Source organism: Vibrio sp. Vb2131, from assembly GCF_033338535.1.
In the GTDB taxonomy this organism is placed as follows: domain Bacteria; phylum Pseudomonadota; class Gammaproteobacteria; order Enterobacterales; family Vibrionaceae; genus Vibrio; species Vibrio alginolyticus.
Window position 1 is genome coordinate 18,774 of record NZ_JAWOSW010000009.1, and the last position, 20,575, is coordinate 39,348.

Here is a 20,575-nt window from a genome sequence, read left to right on the forward strand (position 1 = left end):
AGCACTCAAAAGCTATGCGCGTGAGGTTACGGTGGTCTATTTGAGAGTTGCTACGACATCGGTTATGGCTTGTGTACTTGTGATGGGGATTAAAAAATCATCGACATCGGATGCGCCCATTTTGCTTTGTTCAGCAACAAAGGTCATTTGGCTAGGGCGTGTGGTTTTGCCTGACAGATGGATTTCAGGAACTTGAGTGTCTTCTACTAACGCACGTACGTTACTCGCATTAACGCCAGCCCCCGCCATGATTGCTATGCGTCCTTGGGCTTGCTTAACCAAAGCTCTAAGCACATCGATCCCTTGTGGTGCTGAAGGCGCAAGACCGGAGGTTAAAATACGTTCACAACCTAAGCTGATCACTTCTTCCAAAGTTTTTTCAGCGTCACGACACTGGTCAAAGGCACGATGGAAGGTCACGCCTAAGCCAAGCGCTTGAGCAAATTCACACAGCGCAGCCGCGTAAGGCATATGAATATCACCGTCTTGAGTTAGCACGCCGAACACGACACCGCTCAAGCCTGATTGGTGAGCCGCTTCAATATCCCAACGCATCATTTCGATCTCTTCTTCATTGTAGAAGAAGTCACCTTGGCGTGGGCGGACCATGGCATAAACTGGAACACTCGAAAGCTTAGCCGCTTGCTGCATAAAACCATAACTGGGTGTTAGTCCGCCTAAAGCCAAAGAGGAGCAAAGCTCAATCCGAGTGGCGCCGCCAGCAATGGCGTAGTGCAGAGATTCAATATTATCGATACAGACTTCTAGGTGAGTAACCATGTTCATTCATCCTGCTAACGTTACAAATAGGTGTTGTGGCTAAGATATTAACAGGGCAAGTAAGCAGAATCTGTATGGAGGGGATGATAAATAGAGGTAAAGTTTACGCTAAAGCGTTACCTCATTTTGGCGGTTTATCTGAAGGAAAAAGAAAGCCCAGAGCAGAGGCTCTGGGCTTTGATAGGACTTTACTTAGACTGATTGGCGTTTGCGGTTTTCCGCATTAGCTTATTGCTTTATATACATCCAACCATCACACCCGTTGAGCTAGGGTGAAGGTCTATTATTTTTTGCCTAGGTCAGCTGCGTGCTCAGATAGGAACGCTGCAACACCTTTTGGAGATGCGTCCATACCTGCTTTACCTTCTTCCCATTGTGCAGGACATACTTCGCCGTGCTTCTGGTGGAAGTTAAGAGCGTCAACCATGCGTAGCATTTCGTCGATGTTACGGCCTAGTGGTAGGTCGTTAACTACTTGGTGACGTACAACGCCTTCTTCGTCGATTAGGAAAGAACCACGGAAAGCAACGCCTGCTTCTGGGTGCTCAACGTCGTAAGCTTTACAGATTTCGTGCTTAACGTCAGCAACTAGTGGGTACTTAACTTGACCGATACCGCCATCTTCGATAGCAGTGTTACGCCATGCGTTGTGAGAGAACTGAGAATCGATAGAAACACCGATTACTTCAACACCTTTAGCTTGGAAGTCAGCTAGACGGTTGTCGAATGCGATTAGCTCAGATGGGCAAACGAAAGTGAAATCTAGTGGGTAGAAGAATACTACTGCTTTCTTACCTTTAGTGAACTCTGCAAAGTTGAAGTTTTCAACGATTTCACCGTTACCTAGAACAGCTGCTGCAGTAAAATCAGGGGCTTGACGACCTACTAGTACCATTTTTTTGCTCCTAAAAAGTATGGTTAGCTCCAAACCGAATTCAGTTGTGTCGGTTTGGTTCGTGTTTGTACGAGACAAACTATAGTACAGATTGTAGTATTGAAAAAAGCGAAATAAATAGATTGAGTTAATCGAAAAAAACGATAATAACAAAACTCTTAACTCGATCACTGGAACGGCGGTAGATACAAATACAATTATGAATAAATGGCCCAGTTTGAAGCAGTTACACTATTTAGTCACACTGCATGAAACAAGACATTTTAGTGACGCTGCAGAGCGTTGTTTTGTCAGTCAGTCGACTTTAAGTAAGGGTATTCAAAACTTAGAGGAGTTGATTGGCTGTCCATTATATGAAAAGAAAGACAAGAAAAGTCCACTGGTTTTTACCCAAACAGGAGAAATGGTAGTAAAGCAGGGGCGAGAGCTGTTAGCAAAAGGGCAAGATTTGGTCGAGCTTGGACGTATGTGCCAAGGCGACGATATGCAAGGCCAGCTAAAAGTAGGATGCATACCAACAATTGCTCCGTTTTTACTGTGTGATTTGGTACAAGAGGTGAACTACCGTTTCCCACAACTGAACCTTTTATTAAGAGAAGACACGACGACAAACTTACTCCAAGCGCTCAGACATGGTGAGCTGGATGTGCTTATTTTAGCGTTACCAGTCGAAATTGATGGGATGGAAAGCCGAGTAGTGGGTAAGGATCCGTTTCGAATGGTTATAAGCGCTAATCAAGCCCAATCGGTCCCTGTGCCGATTCGTTACGCGGATTTACCTGACGAATCCGTCTTTCTACTAGAGAAAGAACATTGCTTAACGGAACATGCGGTATCAGCGTGTAAATTAACAGACAAAGAAAAAATCAATCCGTTTACGGCAACCAGCCTCCATACACTGGTGCAAATGGTTGCGAATGGTTTGGGAACAACGTTCATTCCTCAAATGGCTATCGACCATGGCTTGCTGCATAACCAGAATTTAGTCGTGATCGATCCTCCAGGTAAACAAGCTTATCGCGAAATCGGCTTAGTTTGGCGTCCGAGCTCGTCAAGAACGAAAACATTTAATCAACTTGCAGAAGTCGTTTCAGAGCTGCTTTAGCTATTAGTATTAGCCCTTACTTCTCCATTATTTATCTAAAAGCGCACTGGAAACAGTGCGCTTTCTAGTATTTTATTCTGTTGGTAAACTTTGACTTGTAAAATTTTACAGCTCTTCTTTGATGAAGCTTTCATAAAATAGTGAAATTTCACAATGTTAATTTTACACAAAGCCCTGCATACCTTGTTTGACCCCTGTTTAAATCCATCTCTTCAGCCCTTGTGAATACAAGGTGTTTGTTTACCTGTCAATATTCATACGCTTGTTTGAAATGATAAAGCGACTTTAAATTTAATGTAATTTTATTACGTAATAACTTACAAAATAAGGCGCTTGATAGATGGTTTTTACCTTGCGGAATAAAACTTTGAATTTTCTGTTTTGTTTATATTGGGGGTTTCACTAAACCCTTTGTTGATATAGCTTATTTAAAGGCCGATACGACTTATGTCTAGATTGAAAATACACGTAGCATTACGCAATCTATCGGCATGGCTAGACGAGTTGAACACAAAGTTAAAGGATGTAATTTGTTGTTCATAACTTACAAATGTAGCTTTACGCTGACTGCCCAAGATTGATAAAGCACGTTAAGGATGAATAATTATGCTTGCTCAGACAGAACAAAAAACACAACAACTAAAGCAAACCCAAGGCATGCTTGAGGTGAATGGAGTCGTTGCTCCAGAACATCAAGCAATTTTCCCTGTTGAAGCCCAAACCTTTTTATCTCTACTGTGTGAAAAATTTGCCGGACGTGTTGAACAGTTGCTGGAAGCAAGAGAAGAGAAGCAAGCACGTATTGATGCTGGTGAGCTACCAGATTTTCTGCCAGAGACACAAGACATCCGTGAAGGAAGTTGGAAGATCCTAGGAATCCCACAAGATCTGCAAGATCGCCGAGTGGAGATTACCGGACCAACTGACCGCAAGATGGTGATTAACGCACTGAATGCGAATGTAAAAGTGTTCATGGCAGACTTTGAAGATTCAATGTCTCCTGCATGGAGTAAAGTGCTGGATGGTCAAATTAACTTGCGCGATGCTGTTAATGGCACCATCAGTTACACCAATCCTGGCAATGGCAAACATTATCAGCTGGAAGATGACCCTGCGGTGTTGATCTGCCGTGTTCGCGGCCTTCATTTAAAAGAAAAACACGTTACGTGGCACGGTCAGATCATTCCAGGTGCGCTATTCGATTTCGCTCTGTATTTCTATAACAACTACAAAGCGTTACTTCAAAAAGGCAGTGGCCCTTATTTCTACCTTCCAAAACTGCAATCGCATCACGAAGCGAAGTGGTGGAGCGAAGTGTTCCATTTCACGGAAGACTACTTCGGTTTGGATACAGGCACCATCAAAGCGACTGTGCTGATTGAAACCTTACCAGCGGTATTTGAAATGAACGAGATTCTGTTCTCGCTTAAAGAACACATCGTTGGTTTGAACTGTGGTCGCTGGGATTACATCTTTAGCTACATCAAAACATTGAAAAAACACTCAGACCGAGTACTGCCAGATCGCCAAGTGGTAACGATGGACAAGCCATTCTTAAACGCTTACTCGCGATTATTGGTACGTACTTGCCATAAACGAGGTGCTTTCGCGATGGGAGGAATGGCCGCATTTATCCCAGCTAAAGACCCGAAAGAGAATCAAAAAGTATTAGACAAGATCCAGACTGACAAATCGTTAGAAGCTAACAACGGCCACGACGGTACTTGGGTGGCTCATCCAGGTTTGGCTGACACTGCTATGGAAGTCTTTAGTGCTGTGCTGGGTGAACGCACCAACCAGTTGGATGTGAGCCGTGCAGAGGATGCGCCTATTACAGCAGCTGAACTGCTTGAGCCTTGTGAAGGCGAGCGCACTGAAGGCGGAATGCGCCACAATATTCGCGTTGCGCTGCAATACATCGAAGCTTGGATTTCTGGCAATGGTTGTGTGCCGATTTACGGACTGATGGAAGACGCTGCAACGGCAGAAATCTCCCGAGCTTCGATCTGGCAATGGATTCAACACGGCAAGTCGCTAGACAACGGATTAAAGGTCACTAAAGAGCTGTTCGAGCTCTATCTCAAAGAGGAGATTGAAGTCGTGAAGCAAGAAATTGGCGAGCAGCGCTACCATGCGGGTCGATTTGAAGAAGCAGCAGACTTAATGGCAAGGCTCACGACGAGCGATGAACTGACCAACTTTTTGACAGTTCCTGGTTATGACTACCTGGATTAATAAAGAATAACTGTAACACCAATAACGTGAAGGATTTTCAAGGCAGATAGGGAAGTACTGCCTGAGAACGGAAACTCAACGCACACGCATAAAGTGCAAATTATAAAGAGGGATAGACCAATGACTAACTTAACTCGCCGCCAACAAATTGAAGCTCTGGAAAAAGACTGGGCAACTAACCCACGCTGGAAAAATGTGAAGCGTACTTACACTGCCGAGGAAGTGGTGGAACTGCGTGGCTCTATGGTGCCTGCAAACACAATTGCACAACGTGGTGCAGACAAACTTTGGTCACTGGTCAACGGTAGTGCGAAAAAAGGTTACGTAAACTGTCTTGGTGCGCTAACGGGTGGTCAAGCGGTTCAACAAGCTAAAGCAGGTATTGAAGCGATTTACTTGTCAGGCTGGCAGGTAGCGGCGGATAACAACACCGCCTCGACGATGTATCCAGACCAATCTCTTTACCCAGTAGATTCTGTACCGTCAGTAGTAAAACGCATCAACAACTCATTCCGTCGTGCAGACCAAATTCAGTGGGCTGCTGGTAAGACGCCTGAAGATGAAGGTGGAATTGATTACTTCCTACCTATCGTAGCGGATGCTGAAGCGGGCTTTGGTGGTGTGCTTAACGCTTACGAACTAATGAAATCGATGATCGAAGCCGGTGCCGCGGGCGTTCACTTTGAAGACCAGTTAGCATCGGTGAAAAAGTGTGGTCATATGGGGGGTAAGGTATTAGTTCCTACGCAAGAAGCGGTACAAAAGCTCGTTGCAGCTCGTTTGGCTGCTGACGTAGCGGGTACAACAACATTAGTTATTGCTCGTACTGATGCGAATGCGGCGGATCTCATTACTTCAGATTGCGACCCATATGATAAAGACTTCATCGAAGGTGAGCGTACTCAAGAAGGTTTCTACCGCGTTCGCGCGGGTATCGACCAAGCTATCTCTCGCGGCCTGGCTTACGCACCATATGCAGACTTGATTTGGTGTGAAACGGCTACGCCATGTTTGGAAGAAGCACGTAAGTTTGCAGAAGCAATTCACGCTGAATACCCAGATCAATTGTTGGCGTACAACTGCTCGCCTTCATTCAACTGGGAGAAAAACCTAGATGCAGAAACCATTGCTAAGTTCCAACAAGAGCTTGCAGACATGGGCTACAAGTACCAATTCATCACGCTAGCAGGCATTCACAACATGTGGTTCAACATGTTTGAACTGGCGCACGCTTACGCTCAAGGTGAAGGTATGCGTCATTATGTTGAGAAAGTTCAGCGTCCTGAATTCCAAGCAGCTGAAAAAGGCTATACGTTTGTTGCGCACCAACAAGAAGTAGGTACAGGTTACTTCGATAGAATGACCAATACTATCCAAGGTGGTAACTCTTCAGTGACAGCATTGACAGGTTCGACCGAAGAAGACCAATTCTAATTGGCAGAGAAACACTTCCTTAATCAGCGTCAGTAATGGCATTTTGAGCGGCAACCCTGCCGCTCTTTTTTCGTTTAACCGGTGTAAAAACGAAACTTACAACAAAGAGAATACGCTTGCGTACTACTCTTCCTGCTCGATTTCTTCAGGTTCCACTTCTTCTTGTAGTTCCAATAAGTTAATCGCAATCGTCACGAAGTCACTATCAGTAATAATGCCGACCAATCGACCTTTGGTGACAACAGGTAGACAGCCAACTTTATGCTTTTGCATATAGATAGCGCTCTCTTTGAGCCCCGCGATAGGCTCTGCCGTCATGATATTGGTGTGCATCATTTCGTAGAGCGGTGTGTCTAAAGTAAAAGATTGTTCAGCCTCATCTGGGTGCAAGCTCGATTCTTGAGCAGCAAGAATGTCGCGTTGAGTCACCAAGCCTTGTAAGTGGTTATTGGCATCAACAACCGGAATGTGTCGAATATCAAGCGCATCCATCATGCTTTTTGCATCACGCAAGGTGTGCGTGCGCAGTAAGGTATGAGGATTACGAGTCATCATGTCTTCAACCTTGATCATAGAGACCTCCAGCGGCATTGTCCTTCTCTTAAATATAGAGAATATTTTTCTGTATATCTGGGAGCTAACTCGTTTTTCATCAATTAAATAGCACAATGCTGATGGGCTGCGTAATCTGTGTTTTATTGGTGTTTTTATTAATTTGAATAAGTCGGTTTGTGTGCGAGTCAGTTGGCATTTTTAGTTGATATTGAATGTGTTCCCAAGGTAATCCAATGAATTGAATCGCACATTTTTATTCGCTGGATTTTCCAAGATTCTTCTCTCGAAGAAGATACGTCCAGGCTTACCAAATTGAAGACAGCAACCTAGATGAAACGAACAACGTGTAACAAACTTATTGCGCTGGCAGTGGCGGCATTCAGTGTGCCATCAACACAGGCGATTGTGTTAGGAGATGAACAAACCGATCCTGTTGACCGCGTTACTTTGCGAGCAAGTAACATGGCAGAGTTTCCGCTGTGTGGTGGAACGATGCTGACAGAGCAATGGGTACTGACTGCGGCGCACTGTGTGGTGATGGGACAAGGAACCAATGAAGCAACCTACTATGTGACCCCGCCGGGTGAGCTGTCGGTGAATGCGGATGCGTATGAACTTAATTCTGCAGGGCTTGATAACTTTTATCCGGTGTCTCACGTTGTGGTTCATCCGGATTACACCCGGATTTCAAAAGCTGAGACCGACAGTAATGGCAACGTGAAACCTATCCAAACCGGTTTAGATTCAGACATCGCGTTGCTGTATCTCACGCGCCCAGTGGCAAACGCGAACTTTGCTGACCTAGCGAGTAAAGTTGACATGGAGAGTATCGAAGCACGTTTGGTGGCGGATTGGAACGATAATTACCTGACCAATCAACGTGTCGAAAATGTGCAAGTGTTTGGATGGGGGGCTACTCAGCCGGATGCTTCTGAACCTTCTAATACGCTCAAAACCACCATTAGCACATTTTTACCCATCGACAAATGTTATGAGCGTTTAGAAATTGGCAGCAGTTTTCCGGGGATCATTGATTCAAGAGACAACCAAACCAAAATTTGTACGCTACCAACACAAAACCATGTATTGGAGCCAGATAGCCATACTCAATATGGCAACTCTGCATGTAAAGGTGACAGTGGTGGCCCGTTGGTCGATGTGGCGACCGGCAAACAAATTGGTATTGTTAGTGGCGGCCCCCTTATTCTACCAACGTGTGGCTCTTTGACGATCCCAAGTTTCTACACCAAGGTGAGCCACTATTACGACTGGGTACAGTCTTACATCACTGCCGATGCGCCACCAAGTCGTTACATCATTGCGCCGAATTTTATCAAAAGTGCTAACAATGAAAGTGGTGACAATAAAGAGTGTCACGATGGCATTGCGACCAATAACTGTGATTTCAAAGGCTCAGATGATGAAGGTGGCAGTCTAGGGTTTTGGTTATTGGGTTTATTCGTGCCGTTATTCTTGTGGCGAAAGCGTGAGGTTTGATAGGGCGATTGGAATGCCAAACTAATAAGCAGCGGTATACGCTGCTTTGCTTTTTTCATGTTCTCTCTTTTGGGCTCAAATTAAAAATAGTGCCAAGTCATCGAGGCTTTTCACGTTTTATTACACTCTTCACCATGGCTTTTACTGCTATATTCTGGTGATTTGCTTGCTATTGCAGCATGTAAACATATACTAGTCTGCTGCGAAAAACTCGTCGCAATTTTATCGTCGCCTAGACGTGATTTGACCAATAGATAAGACAAGTAACATGCAAGTATCAGATTTCCATTTCGACCTTCCAGATGAACTCATCGCTCGCTACCCTCAACCAGAGCGTACCGCTAGCCGACTGCTGCAAATGGACGGCAATACCGGAGAGCTCATTGATGGCACATTTACTGATGTATTGGGCCAAGTTCAACCCGGTGACTTAGTGGTGTTTAATAATACTCGTGTTATTCCTGCTCGTCTTTTTGGCCGCAAGGAATCGGGCGGTAAATTAGAAGTGCTGGTGGAGCGCATGTTGGATGAGAAAAGCATCCTCGCGCACGTTCGTTGCTCTAAATCACCAAAACCAGGTACAACCATTATTGTTGGCGAGAATGATGAATATTCAGCAGAAATGGTGGCACGCCATGATGCTTTATTTGAACTGAAATTCAGTTCTGATAAGACGGTACTAGAAATTCTGGAAGAAATCGGCCATATGCCGCTTCCTCCTTACATCGACCGTCCAGACGAAGATGCAGATAAAGAGCGTTACCAAACGGTATATAATCAAAAGCCAGGTGCGGTTGCGGCACCGACAGCGGGCCTTCACTTTGATGATGTTCTCTTGGAGAAAATCAAAGCGAAAGGTGCAGAGTTTGCTTACGTTACTTTGCACGTTGGGGCGGGTACATTCCAGCCGGTAAAAGTGGAAAATATCAACGATCACCACATGCATGCCGAGTACGTAGAAGTACCACAAGAAGTCGTCGAAGCAATTAAAGCGACGAAAGCGCGCGGCGGACGAATTATTGCTGTTGGTACCACATCTGTGCGTTCACTTGAAAGTGCAGCGCAAGACGCATTGCAAAAAGGGACTGAGCTGGCCCCATTCTTTGGCGATACTGAAATCTTTATTTTCCCTGGTTACGAATATCAGCTGGTGGATTGCTTGATCACAAACTTCCACTTGCCTGAATCAACACTGATCATGTTGGTGAGTGCATTTGCTGGATACGAGAACACCATGAATGCTTACAAGCACGCGGTGGAAAACAAATATCGTTTCTTCTCGTATGGCGATTCAATGTTCATCAAGAAGAAAACGGCGTAGTTAAAAGTAGATTTACGAGTGCTAGCAGTAAGCTAGGAAATAAAGCATCCATTGCTTTGTCTCTCGCAAGGAAAAGCGACCGCTCCTTAAAGTAGGGTAGAGCCCTAAACACTCAGTCAGACTGTTTCTCTGACACCCGGAGGCATCGTGAAATTAAAATTCGATCTTAAGAAGAAAAACGGCAATGCACGTCGTGGTCAACTGACTTTCGAACGCGGCACTGTTCAAACTCCTGCGTTCATGCCAGTAGGTACTTACGGTACCGTTAAAGGTATGACACCAGAAGAAGTAAAAGGTACTGGTGCAGAAATTCTGCTAGGTAATACGTTCCACCTGTGGCTACGTCCTGGTCAAGAAGTGATGAAAATGCACGGTGACCTGCACGATTTTATGAACTGGCACGGTCCTATTCTTACTGATTCAGGCGGCTTCCAAGTATTCAGCCTTGGTAAGATGCGTACGATCACTGAAGAGGGTGTTCACTTTCGTAACCCAGTAAACGGTGACAAGATTTTCATGGACGCAGAAAAGTCGATGGAAATTCAAAAAGACCTGGGCTCTGACATCGTTATGATTTTTGACGAGTGTACGCCTTACCCAGCGACACACGATGAAGCGAAGAAATCGATGGAAATGTCATTACGCTGGGCACAGCGTTCACGTGACCACTTCGAGAAGCTAGAAAACCCGAACAACCTATTTGGTATTGTTCAAGGTGGTGTTTACGAAGATTTACGTGATGTGTCGGTAAAAGGTCTAACGGAAATCGGTTTTGACGGTTACGCGGTTGGTGGTTTGGCAGTAGGTGAGCCTAAAGAAGACATGCACCGTATTCTTGAGCATACTTGTCCTCAACTTCCTGAAGACAAACCTCGCTACTTGATGGGCGTAGGTAAGCCAGAAGACTTGGTTGAAGGTGTTCGTCGTGGTATCGACATGTTTGACTGTGTAATGCCAACGCGTAACGCACGTAATGGTCACTTATTTGTGACTGGTGGTGTGATCAAGATCCGTAATGCGAAACATAAAACGGATACAACACCATTGGATCCGCATTGTGACTGTTACACTTGTCAAAACTACAGCAAGTCGTACCTTCACCATTTAGAGCGTTGTAATGAAATCTTAGGCGCTCGCTTGAATACAATCCATAACCTGCGTTACTACCAGCGTCTGATGGAAAGCATTCGTAAAGCAATTGATGAAGATCGCTTCGATGAATTTGTTACTGAGTTCTATGATCGTCGTGGCCGTGAAGTGCCACCACTAGCAAAAGAGCAGTAATTGAAAAACTAAAAGAATTAAAGCCTTTGGCATGTCGCCAGAGGCTTTTGCTAATAAAGTAGGCTAACGCACGTTATTTTTGAGAGAGCGATCTCTATTAGTTACTCTCAGACTTGAATCTAAAATGCGAAAGCCCAATTTGTTTGATTATCAATAAAATATAATGAGGATGTTTTAATGTTTATTTCTCAGGCTCACGCAGCAGCAGAAGGCGCGCCAGCAGGCGGTGGTTTTGAAATGCTAATCATGCTTGGCATGTTCGCAGTGATCTTTTACTTCATGATTTACCGCCCACAAGCGAAACGCGTAAAAGAACACAAAAACCTAATGGCTTCTATGGGCAAAGGCGACGAAGTTTTAACTAGCGGTGGCCTAGTGGGTAAAATCACTAAGATTGCTGAAGACAATGACTACATTTCAATTGAGCTTAACGCGAACAATGAAGTAGTAATCAAGAAAGACTTCATCACTGCAGTGCTACCAAAAGGTACGCTTAAGTCTCTATAAAACAGCTAAAGGATCCTCGCTGTGCTAAACCGTTATCCATTATGGAAGTACTTGATGGTGCTTTTTGCCATCATCACCGCTGCGTTATACGCACTTCCAAATATCTACGGTGAAGATCCGGCTATTCAAGTTACAGGGGCGCGTGGCGCCTCTGTAGATATGTCAACGCTGGATGCTGTCACTACCGCTCTTAACAAAGAGCAACTTTCTCATAAATCCATTGCTCTCGAAGATGGATCAATTCTTGTTCGTTTTAACGACACTGACACACAAATCAGTGCTCGTGATGTCATCAGCGAAGCGCTAGGCAAAGACACAATTGTTGCACTTAACCTTGCACCTTCTACACCCGATTGGCTAGAAGCGATTGGCGCGTCACCATTGAAGCTAGGTCTTGACCTTCGCGGTGGTGTTCACTTCTTAATGGAAGTGGATATGGATGCAGCGATGGAAAAGCTTGTTGGTCAACAAGAAGAAGCTTTCCGTAGCGAACTTCGTGACGCCAAGATTCGTTACCGTGCAATCCGCCCTTCTGGAAAAGAAGCGGTAGAAGTGTTGTTGCGTAACGAAGAGCAATTAGCAGAAGCGAAAGCAACGCTAGAAAAGAATCACCCGGACATGATTTTTGTCGATTCTGATTCAAATGGCCGTTACGCTCTTACTGCAACCTTTACTGAGCAACGTTTACAAGAGATCCGTAACTATGCTGTTGAGCAAAACATTACGATTTTACGTAATCGTGTCAACGAACTAGGTGTTGCGGAACCATTGGTTCAACGTCAAGGTGCTAGTCGCATTGTAGTTGAACTGCCTGGTGTTCAAGATACTGCTCGTGCAAAAGAAATTCTCGGAGCTACGGCAACGCTTGAATTCCGTGAAGTTGATGATAAAGCTGACCTATCGGCAGCGGCAAATGGTCGTGCGCCAGCAGGTAGTGAAATCAAGATGGACCGTGATGGTCGCCCAGTAGTGCTTAAGAAGCGCGTTATTCTTGGCGGTCAAAGCATCACAGATGCAAGCTCAAGTGTTGATGAATATGGTCGTCCACAAGTTAACATCTCGCTAGACAGCGAAGGTGGTAATAAAATGTCTGCGTTCTCTAAGAAGAACATTGGTAAGCTAATGGCTACCGTGTTTGCAGAATACAAAGACAGTGGCCGTCGTACGCCTGAAGGCAAAGTTATTCTGGATAAGCATGAAGAAGTCATCAACCAAGCAACGATTCAATCGGCTCTTGGTCGTAACTTCCGTATCACAGGTATCGACTCTGCTGCAGAAGCACACAACCTAGCACTTTTACTACGTGCTGGTGCACTGATTGCACCTATCTCTATCGTTGAAGAACGTACCATTGGTCCATCAATGGGCCAGCAAAACATCGATATGGGTATCCAAGCATGTATCTGGGGTATGGTTGCCGTAATGCTATTTACGCTGCTTTACTACCGCGGCTTTGGTTTGATTGCAAACATCGCTCTAATGGCAAACTTAGTGCTTATCATTGGTGTTATGTCGATGATTCCAGGCGCTACCATGACGCTTCCGGGGATAGCCGGTATCGTGTTAACAGTCGGTATGGCGGTTGATGCGAACGTACTGATCTTCGAGCGTATCCGTGAAGAAATTCGTGATGGACGTAGTCCACAACAAGCGATTCACCAAGGTTACGCGAATGCATTCAGCACGATTGCTGATGCGAACATCACAACACTAATTACTGCAATCATTCTATTTGCGGTCGGTACAGGTGCGGTGAAAGGTTTCGCAGTTACTCTATCTATCGGTATCTTAACTTCAATGTTCACCGCCATTATTGGTACACGTTGTATCGTGAACCTGATCTACGGTGGCAAACGCGTTGATAAATTGTCGATCTAAGGCTGGGAATTAATATGTTTCAAATTCTAAAAGCAGAGAAGACGATCGGCTTTATGCGTTGGTCGAAAGTAGCATTCGTTTTTTCAATTATAATGATTGCTGCTTCCATCTTCACTTTGTCAACCAAGTGGCTTAATTGGGGCCTAGATTTCACTGGCGGTACGCTTATCGAGGTCGGTTTTGAACAGCCAGCAAACCTTGAAGAGATTCGTGCAGCACTAGATTCAAAAGGCTTTGGCGATGCAACAGTACAAAACTTCGGTAGTGCTCGTGAAGTCATGGTTCGTCTTCGTCCACGTGATGACGTTTCTGGTGAAACGCTAGGTAACCAAATCATTGGTGCTATCAAAGATGGTACTGGCGAAAGCGTAGAAATGCGTCGTATTGAGTTCGTAGGTCCCAACGTTGGTGATGAGCTAACAGAAGCTGGTGGTCTAGCGATCTTGGTATCGCTGATCTGTATCCTGCTTTATGTATCGATGCGATTTGAATGGCGTCTAGCGGCTGGTGCGGTAATGGCATTGGCTCACGATATAATTATCACGCTAGGTGTCTTCTCGTTTCTACAAATTGAAGTTGACCTGACCATCGTAGCTGCGCTACTGACGGTTGTGGGCTACTCACTCAACGATACCATCGTTGTATTTGACCGGATTCGTGAAAACTTCCGTAAGATGCGTAAGGGTGAACCTTCAGACATTATGGACGCCTCAATCACTCAGACGTTGAGCCGTACATTGATTACATCTGGTACGACGTTGTTCGTGGTAATTGCACTGTTCATGCAGGGCGGTGCTATGATTCACGGCTTTGCAACCGCACTTTTACTCGGTATCACTGTAGGTACTTACTCTTCTATCTACGTAGCATCAGCACTGGCTCTGAAACTGGGTATCCAGAAAGAGCACTTGATGCCACCTCAAGTAGAAAAAGAAGGTGCAGAGTTCGACGAGATGCCATAAGGCAGATTGAGAACCGAAAACAAAAACCGCTGAGCAATCAGCGGTTTTTTTATGCCTGATAGATTTGAAAGTTTCATTTTTTTTTGAGGTACTTCCAGCTTGAATTGTAGTTTTTTGATTGAGTTGAATATCGGAAGTATGTTCAACAATTTCGGGAGGAAATAATGTCAAGGCAAGCTGAAATAAAAGTACAGTTACTGAAGTTTGTAGAGATTTCTTACAAGCACAATAAAGGTGTTACCACCAAGCTAGTTACTGGAGGGAAAAGGTTCAAGTTAGCAGTTGATGAGTCAGGTAAAGTAACTTTATCTGGTGAGCTTGGATTTACTAAGTTTGAAGTTTCAAAAGAAATGGTTGAAGAGCTGGGCATAAAATTAAAAGCCGTTTCTGTTACTTTTAAAACTACTCGTGATGGTGTTTTGACATACAGTGGGAGTGTTTCTCTTTTTGGTGTTGTTTCCTTTGGAGTTACTGGGCAGGTAAATGTCCGTGAGCTTTTAGAGCAGTGCGAGTGGGGGCTTTGTAAGTACAGATTTAAGCCGAGTAAAATTGATCAAGCGCTCCGTGAAGCTGGGGTTTAGTTGGTTATGCTAAATAGAATTCTACCTATTCCGGTTTTACTAAGTGTTTCAACGCCCTGCATCGCAAGTCCACTCCACGATACTTACCTTGATATACGTAATAATTTATACAAGATGCAGTATATAGAGGTGGTAGAAGCTATGGCAGGACCAAATCTATCGATTGAAGAGCTGAACAGTATTAAGTCTCACCCAATAAAATTTGGTCATCAATTTCCATTTTTATCATCTATCCCATCAAGTTTGGTTACAGAGCTGTCTTACTTTGAAGAGTACAGTGAGGATGGAGGAGTTGGATGTCTTTCTGTAAACGGCTTTGGTGATGTATACCAGCCAGTCACGGTTTCGCTGCAGTTTTTAATGAAGGAACAAATATGGAAGGTTAAGCACGTAAAAATAGACCACTTATCTGACTACGACCGTTTCTACAAACAGGCTGATTGTTCGAAATAAAAAAGCCCCGCTCAATGAGCGGGGCTTTCTAAAGTCATCAGCGTGACGGGCTATATATGACTTTCAAATCTTACTTAAGGATCGCGCTGTTACCGTTTTCGCGGATGTGCTTAAGGATAGATTTTACGCCACGAGCGCTTGAAGCAACGATGTTACCAGACTTCATGTAGTCAGTGCCGCCAGCAAAGTCTGTTAGGATTGCGCCAGCTTCACGAGCAATAAGCTCACCTGCTGCCATATCCCAAGGTTTTAGGCCTAGCTCGAAGTAACCATCAACACGGCCAGCAGCCACGTAACAAAGGTCAAGAGCAGCAGAGCCGCTACGACGGAAATCAGCACATTCAGTGAATAGCGCACCAACGATCTTGATGTAAGACTCAGCGTGTTGTTTCTGCTTGAATGGGAAGCCTGTTGCTAGAACAGTACCTTGAAGGTCTTTTAGTTGAGCAACACGAATACGTGCACTGTTTAGTTGAGCGCCGGCACCGCGTTGTGCAGTGAATAGCTCGTTTTGCATTGGATCGTAAACACAAGCAACTTCAGTTTTACCCTTAATACGAACAGCGATAGAAACCGCGAAAGTTGGGTAACCTTTTACAAAGTTAGTGGTGCCATCCAGTGGGTCGATGATCCATTGTACGTCTTTATCTTTACCTTCGATAAGACCTTGTTCTTCAGCAACGATACAATGCTCAGGGTAAGACTGCTTGATAGTATCGATGATGATGTATTCTGCTTCTTTGTCTACGTTAGTGACAAAGTCATTAGTGCCTTTAAGAGTAGATTCTACTTTATCAGTGTTTTCTAATGATTTAGCAATATGATTGCCTGCCTTTCGCGCAGCGCGAATAGCAATGTTTAGCATTGGATGCATACGAATTTCCCAACGGATGTTAAAGAACAAATGAAAGCGGCGGCGAGTATACCAGAGATAATTAAAAAGGGAAGTGGTTATTTTTTGTTCTAAATGCGACTGGTTGAGTGTACAGAGCATACTGCGGACGAGAACAATAACCAAGAATGAGAAGAGAGGTCTGCTTGCCTCTAGGGTGTCTTAAAAAACTATGATAACATTCTGCGGTTTTAATTTAGGTAGCAAACACAGATGTTGGATCAAGTAAAAATTGTACTCGTAGGTACCTCTCATTCAGGCAATATTGGCTCAGCAGCTCGAGCAATGAAAGTGATGGGTTTAAACCAACTAGTATTAGTCGATCCACAATGTGAAGTGGATGAACAAACTCTTGCTTTAGCTGCGGGTGCTGGTGATATTGCTCAAAATGCAAAGATTGTCGGCACATTAGAAGAAGCGGTTGAAGATTGTTGCCTTGTTGTGGGTTCTAGCGCCCGCTCTCGTACATTAGAATGGCCAATGCTCGAGCCACGTGAATGCGGTGAGAAATTTGCAGTTGAAGGCCGAAAGCATCCGGTTGCGCTCGTGTTTGGCCGAGAAAGAACTGGTTTGACAAACGAAGAGCTACAAAAGTGCCACTACCATGTTTGTATTCCCGCTAATCCTGAGTACAGCTCGCTTAACCTAGCGATGGCTGTACAAACTCTCAGTTACGAAGTGCGAGTTGCACACTTGAACTTAGAGCAAAGCCAGTTTTCCCCAAATGAATCGGAAGAATACCCGCGTCATCGAGAACTCGAAATGTTCTTCGAGCATCTTGAAAAGGTGATGGTTGAGACCCAGTTTATTAACAAAGAGCAACCTGGACAGGTGATGAATAAGTTGCGCCGTTTGTTCTCTCGTGCTCGACCAGAAACCCAAGAACTTAATATTCTACGAGGCGTTTTGACTTCGATAGAAAAGAAGTTCTGAGTAAATAATAACCACTTTAGGTGTAAGGATGAATACCTGAGTAAAATGGTCAAATAAATACTTGACCAAATTACTCAGGTATGGAAAAATCTTAACCATTACAAACCATGTGGATACGGTGTGGTATGAAACTTACATCTAAAGGAAGATATGCGGTGACAGCCATGCTGGATGTGGCACTGCATTCGCAACAAAACCCTGTACCTCTGGCTGATATTTCAGAGCGTCAAGGGATCTCGCTCTCTTACTTAGAGCAGCTATTTTCAAAATTGCGTAAAGCAGGTCTCGTTGCCAGCGTTCGTGGTCCTGGTGGTGGTTACCGACTTGGTGCCGACGCTCACAGTATCGCTATTGGTACCGTGATTGCTGCCGTTGATGAGTCAGTAGATGCAACCAAATGCCAAGGTAAAGGAGATTGCCAAGGTGGAACACGTTGCCTTACTCACACGCTGTGGCGTGACCTAAGCTCTCGCATTAGTGACTTTTTGAATAACATCACTCTTGGTGAGTTGATGACAGACAATGAAGTACTCGAAATTTCTGATCGTCAGGACATTGATCTGGCGGTAACCCATGGGCTATCAAACAAAAATACAACCGCCGCGCCCATCGGTGTAAACGTCCGCTCTTAGCGGTCAGCTTTTTACATTGGAGTAGAGAATGAAACTGCCGATTTATCTTGATTATTCCGCTACATGTCCAGTTGATCCACGTGTTGCTGAAAAAATGGTTCAGTACATGACAATGGATGGCACATTTGGCAACCCAGCGTCGCGTTCGCACCGTTACGGCTGGCAGGCAGAAGAAGCGGTCGATACTGCTCGTGAGCAAATTGCTGACCTTCTAAATGCAGATCCTCGCGAAATCGTATTTACATCTGGTGCGACAGAATCAGACAACCTTGCTATTAAAGGTGCAGCGCACTTTTACTCGAAGAAAGGCAAGCACGTAATCACTTGTAAAACAGAGCACAAAGCCGTTCTTGACCCATGTCGTCAACTTGAGCGTGAAGGCTTTGAAGTGACTTACCTTGAGCCAGAATCAAATGGCTTGATCGATCTAGAGAAGCTTAAAGCGGCAATGCGTGATGACACAGTGCTTGTGTCTATTATGCACGTAAACAACGAGATTGGTGTGGTTCAAGACATTACAGCGATCGGCGAATTGTGTCGTGAGCGTAAAATTGTTTTCCACGTGGATGCAGCGCAATCTGCAGGGAAATTACCAATCGACGTTCAAGAGATGAAAGTTGACCTAATTTCGCTTTCTGCTCACAAAGTTTATGGCCCTAAAGGCATCGGTGCACTTTACGTTCGTCGTAAGCCTCGTATTCGTCTTGAAGCGCAAATGCACGGTGGCGGCCATGAGCGTGGTTTCCGCTCTGGTACACTACCTACTCACCAAATCGTAGGTATGGGTGAAGCATTCCGTATTGCAAAAGAAGACATGCAAAAAGATTACGATCATGCTTTAGCGCTTCGTAACCGTCTTTTTGATGGCGTGAAAGACTTAGAAGCAGTGACGGTAAACGGTGACTTTGAGCAGCGTGTACCACACAACCTAAACATCAGTTTCGCATTCGTAGAAGGTGAATCACTACTAATGTCGCTTAAAGATCTAGCGGTATCTTCTGGTAGTGCTTGTACGTCTGCAAGCCTTGAGCCTTCTTACGTTCTTCGTGCCCTAGGCATGGATGACGAATTGGCTCACAGCTCGGTTCGTTTCTCGTTTGGTCGTTTCACGACTGAAGAAGAAATTGATTACGCAATTGAACAAATCCGCGTTGCAGTGACTAAGCTACGCGACATGTCTCCTCTATGGGATATGTACAAAGAAGGGATTGATTTGAGCACTGTTGAATGGGCTCACCATTAATCTCAGGGATTGAAATAGAGGATTCGAGGTAATTTATCATGGCATACAGCGAAAAAGTAATTGATCACTACGAGAACCCACGTAACGTTGGTTCATTCGATAAAGAAGATCCATCAGTAGGTAGCGGCATGGTTGGCGCTCCTGCGTGTGGTGACGTAATGAAGCTTCAAATCAAAGTGACACCTGAAGGTATCATCGAAGATGCGAAGTTCAAAACATACGGTTGTGGTAGTGCAATCGCATCAAGCTCACTAGTAACTGAGTGGGTAAAAGGTAAGTCAGTTGATGAAGCGGCAGCAATTAAAAACTCTGAGATTGCTGAAGAGCTAGAGCTTCCACCAGTGAAAGTTCACTGTTCTATTCTTGCTGAAGATGCAATCAAAGCAGCGGTTGCTGACTACAAGAAAAAACACCAAGAATAATTATTCCGTAATATAATGGGAGCTTTGACGCTCCCATTCCAATCGAAATTTAGACAGACTAAGGTGCAGTATGGCCATCACAATGACAGAATCAGCGGCAAGTCGCGTAAGAGCATTCCTAGATAACCGAGGCAAAGGTATCGGTTTACGTCTTGGAGTGAAGACGACTGGTTGTTCCGGCATGGCATACGTACTTGAGTTTGTTGATGAGCTCAATGAAGAAGACGAAGTATTTGAACTCTCTGGAGTGAAAATTATCATCGATCAAAAGAGCTTAGTGTACCTAGATGGTACTGAATTGGATTACGTGAAAGAAGGGTTGAATGAAGGTTTTGAATTCAACAACCCTAACGCGAAAAGTGAATGTGGTTGTGGTGAAAGCTTCAACGTCTAATTGATTGTCCTTCTGGGCAAACGAGTCCGGAAGGCTTTACTAGGACCCGAACTTAATGAATCACTTTGAATTATTTGGGCTACCAAGTCAGTTTAAGCTGGATGGTAGCCTTCTTTCTTCTCAGTTCCGAGAACTACAAAAACGCTTCCACCCGGATAACTTTGCAACGGGCTCAGAACGTGACCGTTTGATGGCGGTGCAAAAGGCGGCGCAAATCAACGATGCCTATCAAGTTCTGAAAAATCCTATTTCTCGCGCCGAGTATATCCTCGCAGAGCAAGGTGTTGAGATCCGAGGTGAACAGCAAACGATGCAAGATCCGATGTTCTTAATGGAGCAAATGGAACTGCGCGAAGAACTGGAAGAGATTGCTGACAACTCCGATCCTGAATCGGCGCTTTTTGACTTCGACTCTAAGGTCAGCAAAATGTACAAACAGCATCTGGCAAGCGTCGAGCAAGAGCTTGATGATGGTCTATGGGCTGAAGCCGCAGACCGAGTTCGTAAGCTAAAATTCATTGCCAAACTAAAGAACGAAATTGAGCTAGTCGAAGACAAACTCCTCGGCTAGT

The 20,575-nt window shown here is 44.7% G+C and carries 21 protein-coding genes; 17 read left to right on the forward strand and 4 right to left on the reverse strand.

Going from position 1 to position 20,575, the window contains the following annotated elements; translation table 11 throughout:
- Positions 1 to 36: 36 nt before the first annotated feature.
- Positions 37 to 780, reverse strand: a complete 744-nt coding sequence (locus R7E38_RS11480; RefSeq protein WP_238852845.1) for a copper homeostasis protein CutC — start codon at positions 778 to 780, stop codon at positions 37 to 39.
- A gap of 283 nt (positions 781 to 1,063) precedes the next feature.
- Entirely contained in the window at positions 1,064 to 1,675 is a 612-nt protein-coding gene (locus R7E38_RS11485) for a peroxiredoxin C (RefSeq protein WP_005381738.1), read from the reverse strand.
- A 199-nt stretch (positions 1,676 to 1,874) separates the two neighbouring features.
- Between R7E38_RS11485 and R7E38_RS11490 the strand changes: the two genes are divergently transcribed.
- The 3 genes from R7E38_RS11490 (at position 1,875) to aceA (ending at position 6,449) form a co-directional block, all read left to right on the forward strand.
- Positions 1,875 to 2,780 carry a hydrogen peroxide-inducible genes activator gene (locus R7E38_RS11490; protein ID WP_005383681.1) on the forward strand — a complete coding sequence of 302 codons (906 nt, stop codon included), beginning with the start codon at positions 1,875 to 1,877 and terminating at the stop codon, positions 2,778 to 2,780.
- Positions 2,781 to 3,386: 606 nt separating this feature from the next.
- On the forward strand, positions 3,387 to 5,015 hold the full coding sequence (aceB, locus tag R7E38_RS11495) for a malate synthase A (protein WP_226083906.1): 1,629 nt from the start codon (positions 3,387 to 3,389) through the stop codon (positions 5,013 to 5,015).
- Positions 5,016 to 5,135: 120 nt separating this feature from the next.
- The gene (aceA, locus tag R7E38_RS11500; protein WP_005381733.1) at positions 5,136 to 6,449 is read left to right on the forward strand and encodes an isocitrate lyase; all 1,314 of its coding nucleotides are present in this window, start codon (positions 5,136 to 5,138) and stop codon (positions 6,447 to 6,449) included.
- Between the two features lie 123 nt (positions 6,450 to 6,572).
- Here aceA and R7E38_RS11505 read toward each other — a convergent pair whose 3' ends face one another.
- Positions 6,573 to 7,022: a CBS domain-containing protein gene (locus R7E38_RS11505; protein WP_017820562.1), complete on the reverse strand. Its 450-nt coding sequence runs from the start codon at positions 7,020 to 7,022 to the stop codon at positions 6,573 to 6,575.
- A gap of 312 nt (positions 7,023 to 7,334) precedes the next feature.
- Between R7E38_RS11505 and R7E38_RS11510 the strand changes: the two genes are divergently transcribed.
- The 8 genes from R7E38_RS11510 (at position 7,335) to R7E38_RS11545 (ending at position 15,487) form a co-directional block, all read left to right on the forward strand.
- Positions 7,335 to 8,501, forward strand: coding sequence for a trypsin-like serine protease (locus tag R7E38_RS11510; RefSeq protein ID WP_226083909.1), 1,167 nt, complete (start codon positions 7,335 to 7,337; stop codon positions 8,499 to 8,501).
- Between the two features lie 268 nt (positions 8,502 to 8,769).
- Positions 8,770 to 9,822: a tRNA preQ1(34) S-adenosylmethionine ribosyltransferase-isomerase QueA gene (gene queA, locus R7E38_RS11515; protein WP_005381728.1), complete on the forward strand. Its 1,053-nt coding sequence runs from the start codon at positions 8,770 to 8,772 to the stop codon at positions 9,820 to 9,822.
- Between the two features lie 147 nt (positions 9,823 to 9,969).
- Entirely contained in the window at positions 9,970 to 11,106 is a 1,137-nt protein-coding gene (gene tgt, locus R7E38_RS11520; protein WP_054575095.1) for a tRNA guanosine(34) transglycosylase Tgt, read from the forward strand.
- A 177-nt stretch (positions 11,107 to 11,283) separates the two neighbouring features.
- A complete protein-coding gene (gene yajC / locus R7E38_RS11525; RefSeq protein WP_005381725.1) occupies positions 11,284 to 11,613 on the forward strand; it encodes a preprotein translocase subunit YajC in 330 nt (109 codons plus the stop codon).
- Positions 11,614 to 11,634: 21 nt separating this feature from the next.
- Positions 11,635 to 13,491 (forward strand): protein translocase subunit SecD, encoded by a 1,857-nt coding sequence (gene secD / locus R7E38_RS11530; RefSeq protein WP_005381724.1) that lies wholly within the window; start codon positions 11,635 to 11,637, stop codon positions 13,489 to 13,491.
- Between the two features lie 14 nt (positions 13,492 to 13,505).
- Positions 13,506 to 14,453 carry a protein translocase subunit SecF gene (secF, locus tag R7E38_RS11535; RefSeq protein WP_005383689.1) on the forward strand — a complete coding sequence of 316 codons (948 nt, stop codon included), beginning with the start codon at positions 13,506 to 13,508 and terminating at the stop codon, positions 14,451 to 14,453.
- Between the two features lie 164 nt (positions 14,454 to 14,617).
- Positions 14,618 to 15,034 (forward strand): hypothetical protein, encoded by a 417-nt coding sequence (locus R7E38_RS11540; RefSeq protein WP_017633921.1) that lies wholly within the window; start codon positions 14,618 to 14,620, stop codon positions 15,032 to 15,034.
- Between the two features lie 141 nt (positions 15,035 to 15,175).
- A complete protein-coding gene (locus R7E38_RS11545) occupies positions 15,176 to 15,487 on the forward strand; it encodes a hypothetical protein (RefSeq protein ID WP_017633920.1) in 312 nt (103 codons plus the stop codon).
- A gap of 70 nt (positions 15,488 to 15,557) precedes the next feature.
- On the opposite strand, the gene suhB is transcribed toward R7E38_RS11545, so the two are convergent.
- Positions 15,558 to 16,361 carry an inositol-1-monophosphatase gene (suhB, locus tag R7E38_RS11550; RefSeq protein ID WP_005381722.1) on the reverse strand — a complete coding sequence of 268 codons (804 nt, stop codon included), beginning with the start codon at positions 16,359 to 16,361 and terminating at the stop codon, positions 15,558 to 15,560.
- Between the two features lie 231 nt (positions 16,362 to 16,592).
- On the opposite strand from suhB, the gene trmJ reads away from it, so the two are divergent.
- The 6 genes from trmJ (at position 16,593) to hscB (ending at position 20,574) form a co-directional block, all read left to right on the forward strand.
- Complete coding sequence (gene trmJ / locus R7E38_RS11555; protein ID WP_213900097.1) at positions 16,593 to 17,312, forward strand: tRNA (cytosine(32)/uridine(32)-2'-O)-methyltransferase TrmJ; 720 nt, start codon at positions 16,593 to 16,595, stop codon at positions 17,310 to 17,312.
- A 125-nt stretch (positions 17,313 to 17,437) separates the two neighbouring features.
- Positions 17,438 to 17,944 (forward strand): Fe-S cluster assembly transcriptional regulator IscR, encoded by a 507-nt coding sequence (gene iscR, locus R7E38_RS11560; protein ID WP_005381720.1) that lies wholly within the window; start codon positions 17,438 to 17,440, stop codon positions 17,942 to 17,944.
- A 28-nt stretch (positions 17,945 to 17,972) separates the two neighbouring features.
- Positions 17,973 to 19,187 carry an IscS subfamily cysteine desulfurase gene (locus R7E38_RS11565; RefSeq protein WP_025768862.1) on the forward strand — a complete coding sequence of 405 codons (1,215 nt, stop codon included), beginning with the start codon at positions 17,973 to 17,975 and terminating at the stop codon, positions 19,185 to 19,187.
- Between the two features lie 38 nt (positions 19,188 to 19,225).
- Entirely contained in the window at positions 19,226 to 19,609 is a 384-nt protein-coding gene (gene iscU / locus R7E38_RS11570; protein WP_005381718.1) for a Fe-S cluster assembly scaffold IscU, read from the forward strand.
- Between the two features lie 70 nt (positions 19,610 to 19,679).
- Positions 19,680 to 20,003: an iron-sulfur cluster assembly protein IscA gene (iscA, locus tag R7E38_RS11575; RefSeq protein ID WP_005381717.1), complete on the forward strand. Its 324-nt coding sequence runs from the start codon at positions 19,680 to 19,682 to the stop codon at positions 20,001 to 20,003.
- A 55-nt stretch (positions 20,004 to 20,058) separates the two neighbouring features.
- Positions 20,059 to 20,574 (forward strand): co-chaperone HscB, encoded by a 516-nt coding sequence (gene hscB / locus R7E38_RS11580; protein WP_042521163.1) that lies wholly within the window; start codon positions 20,059 to 20,061, stop codon positions 20,572 to 20,574.
- The last annotated feature ends 1 nt before the right edge of the window (position 20,575 follow it).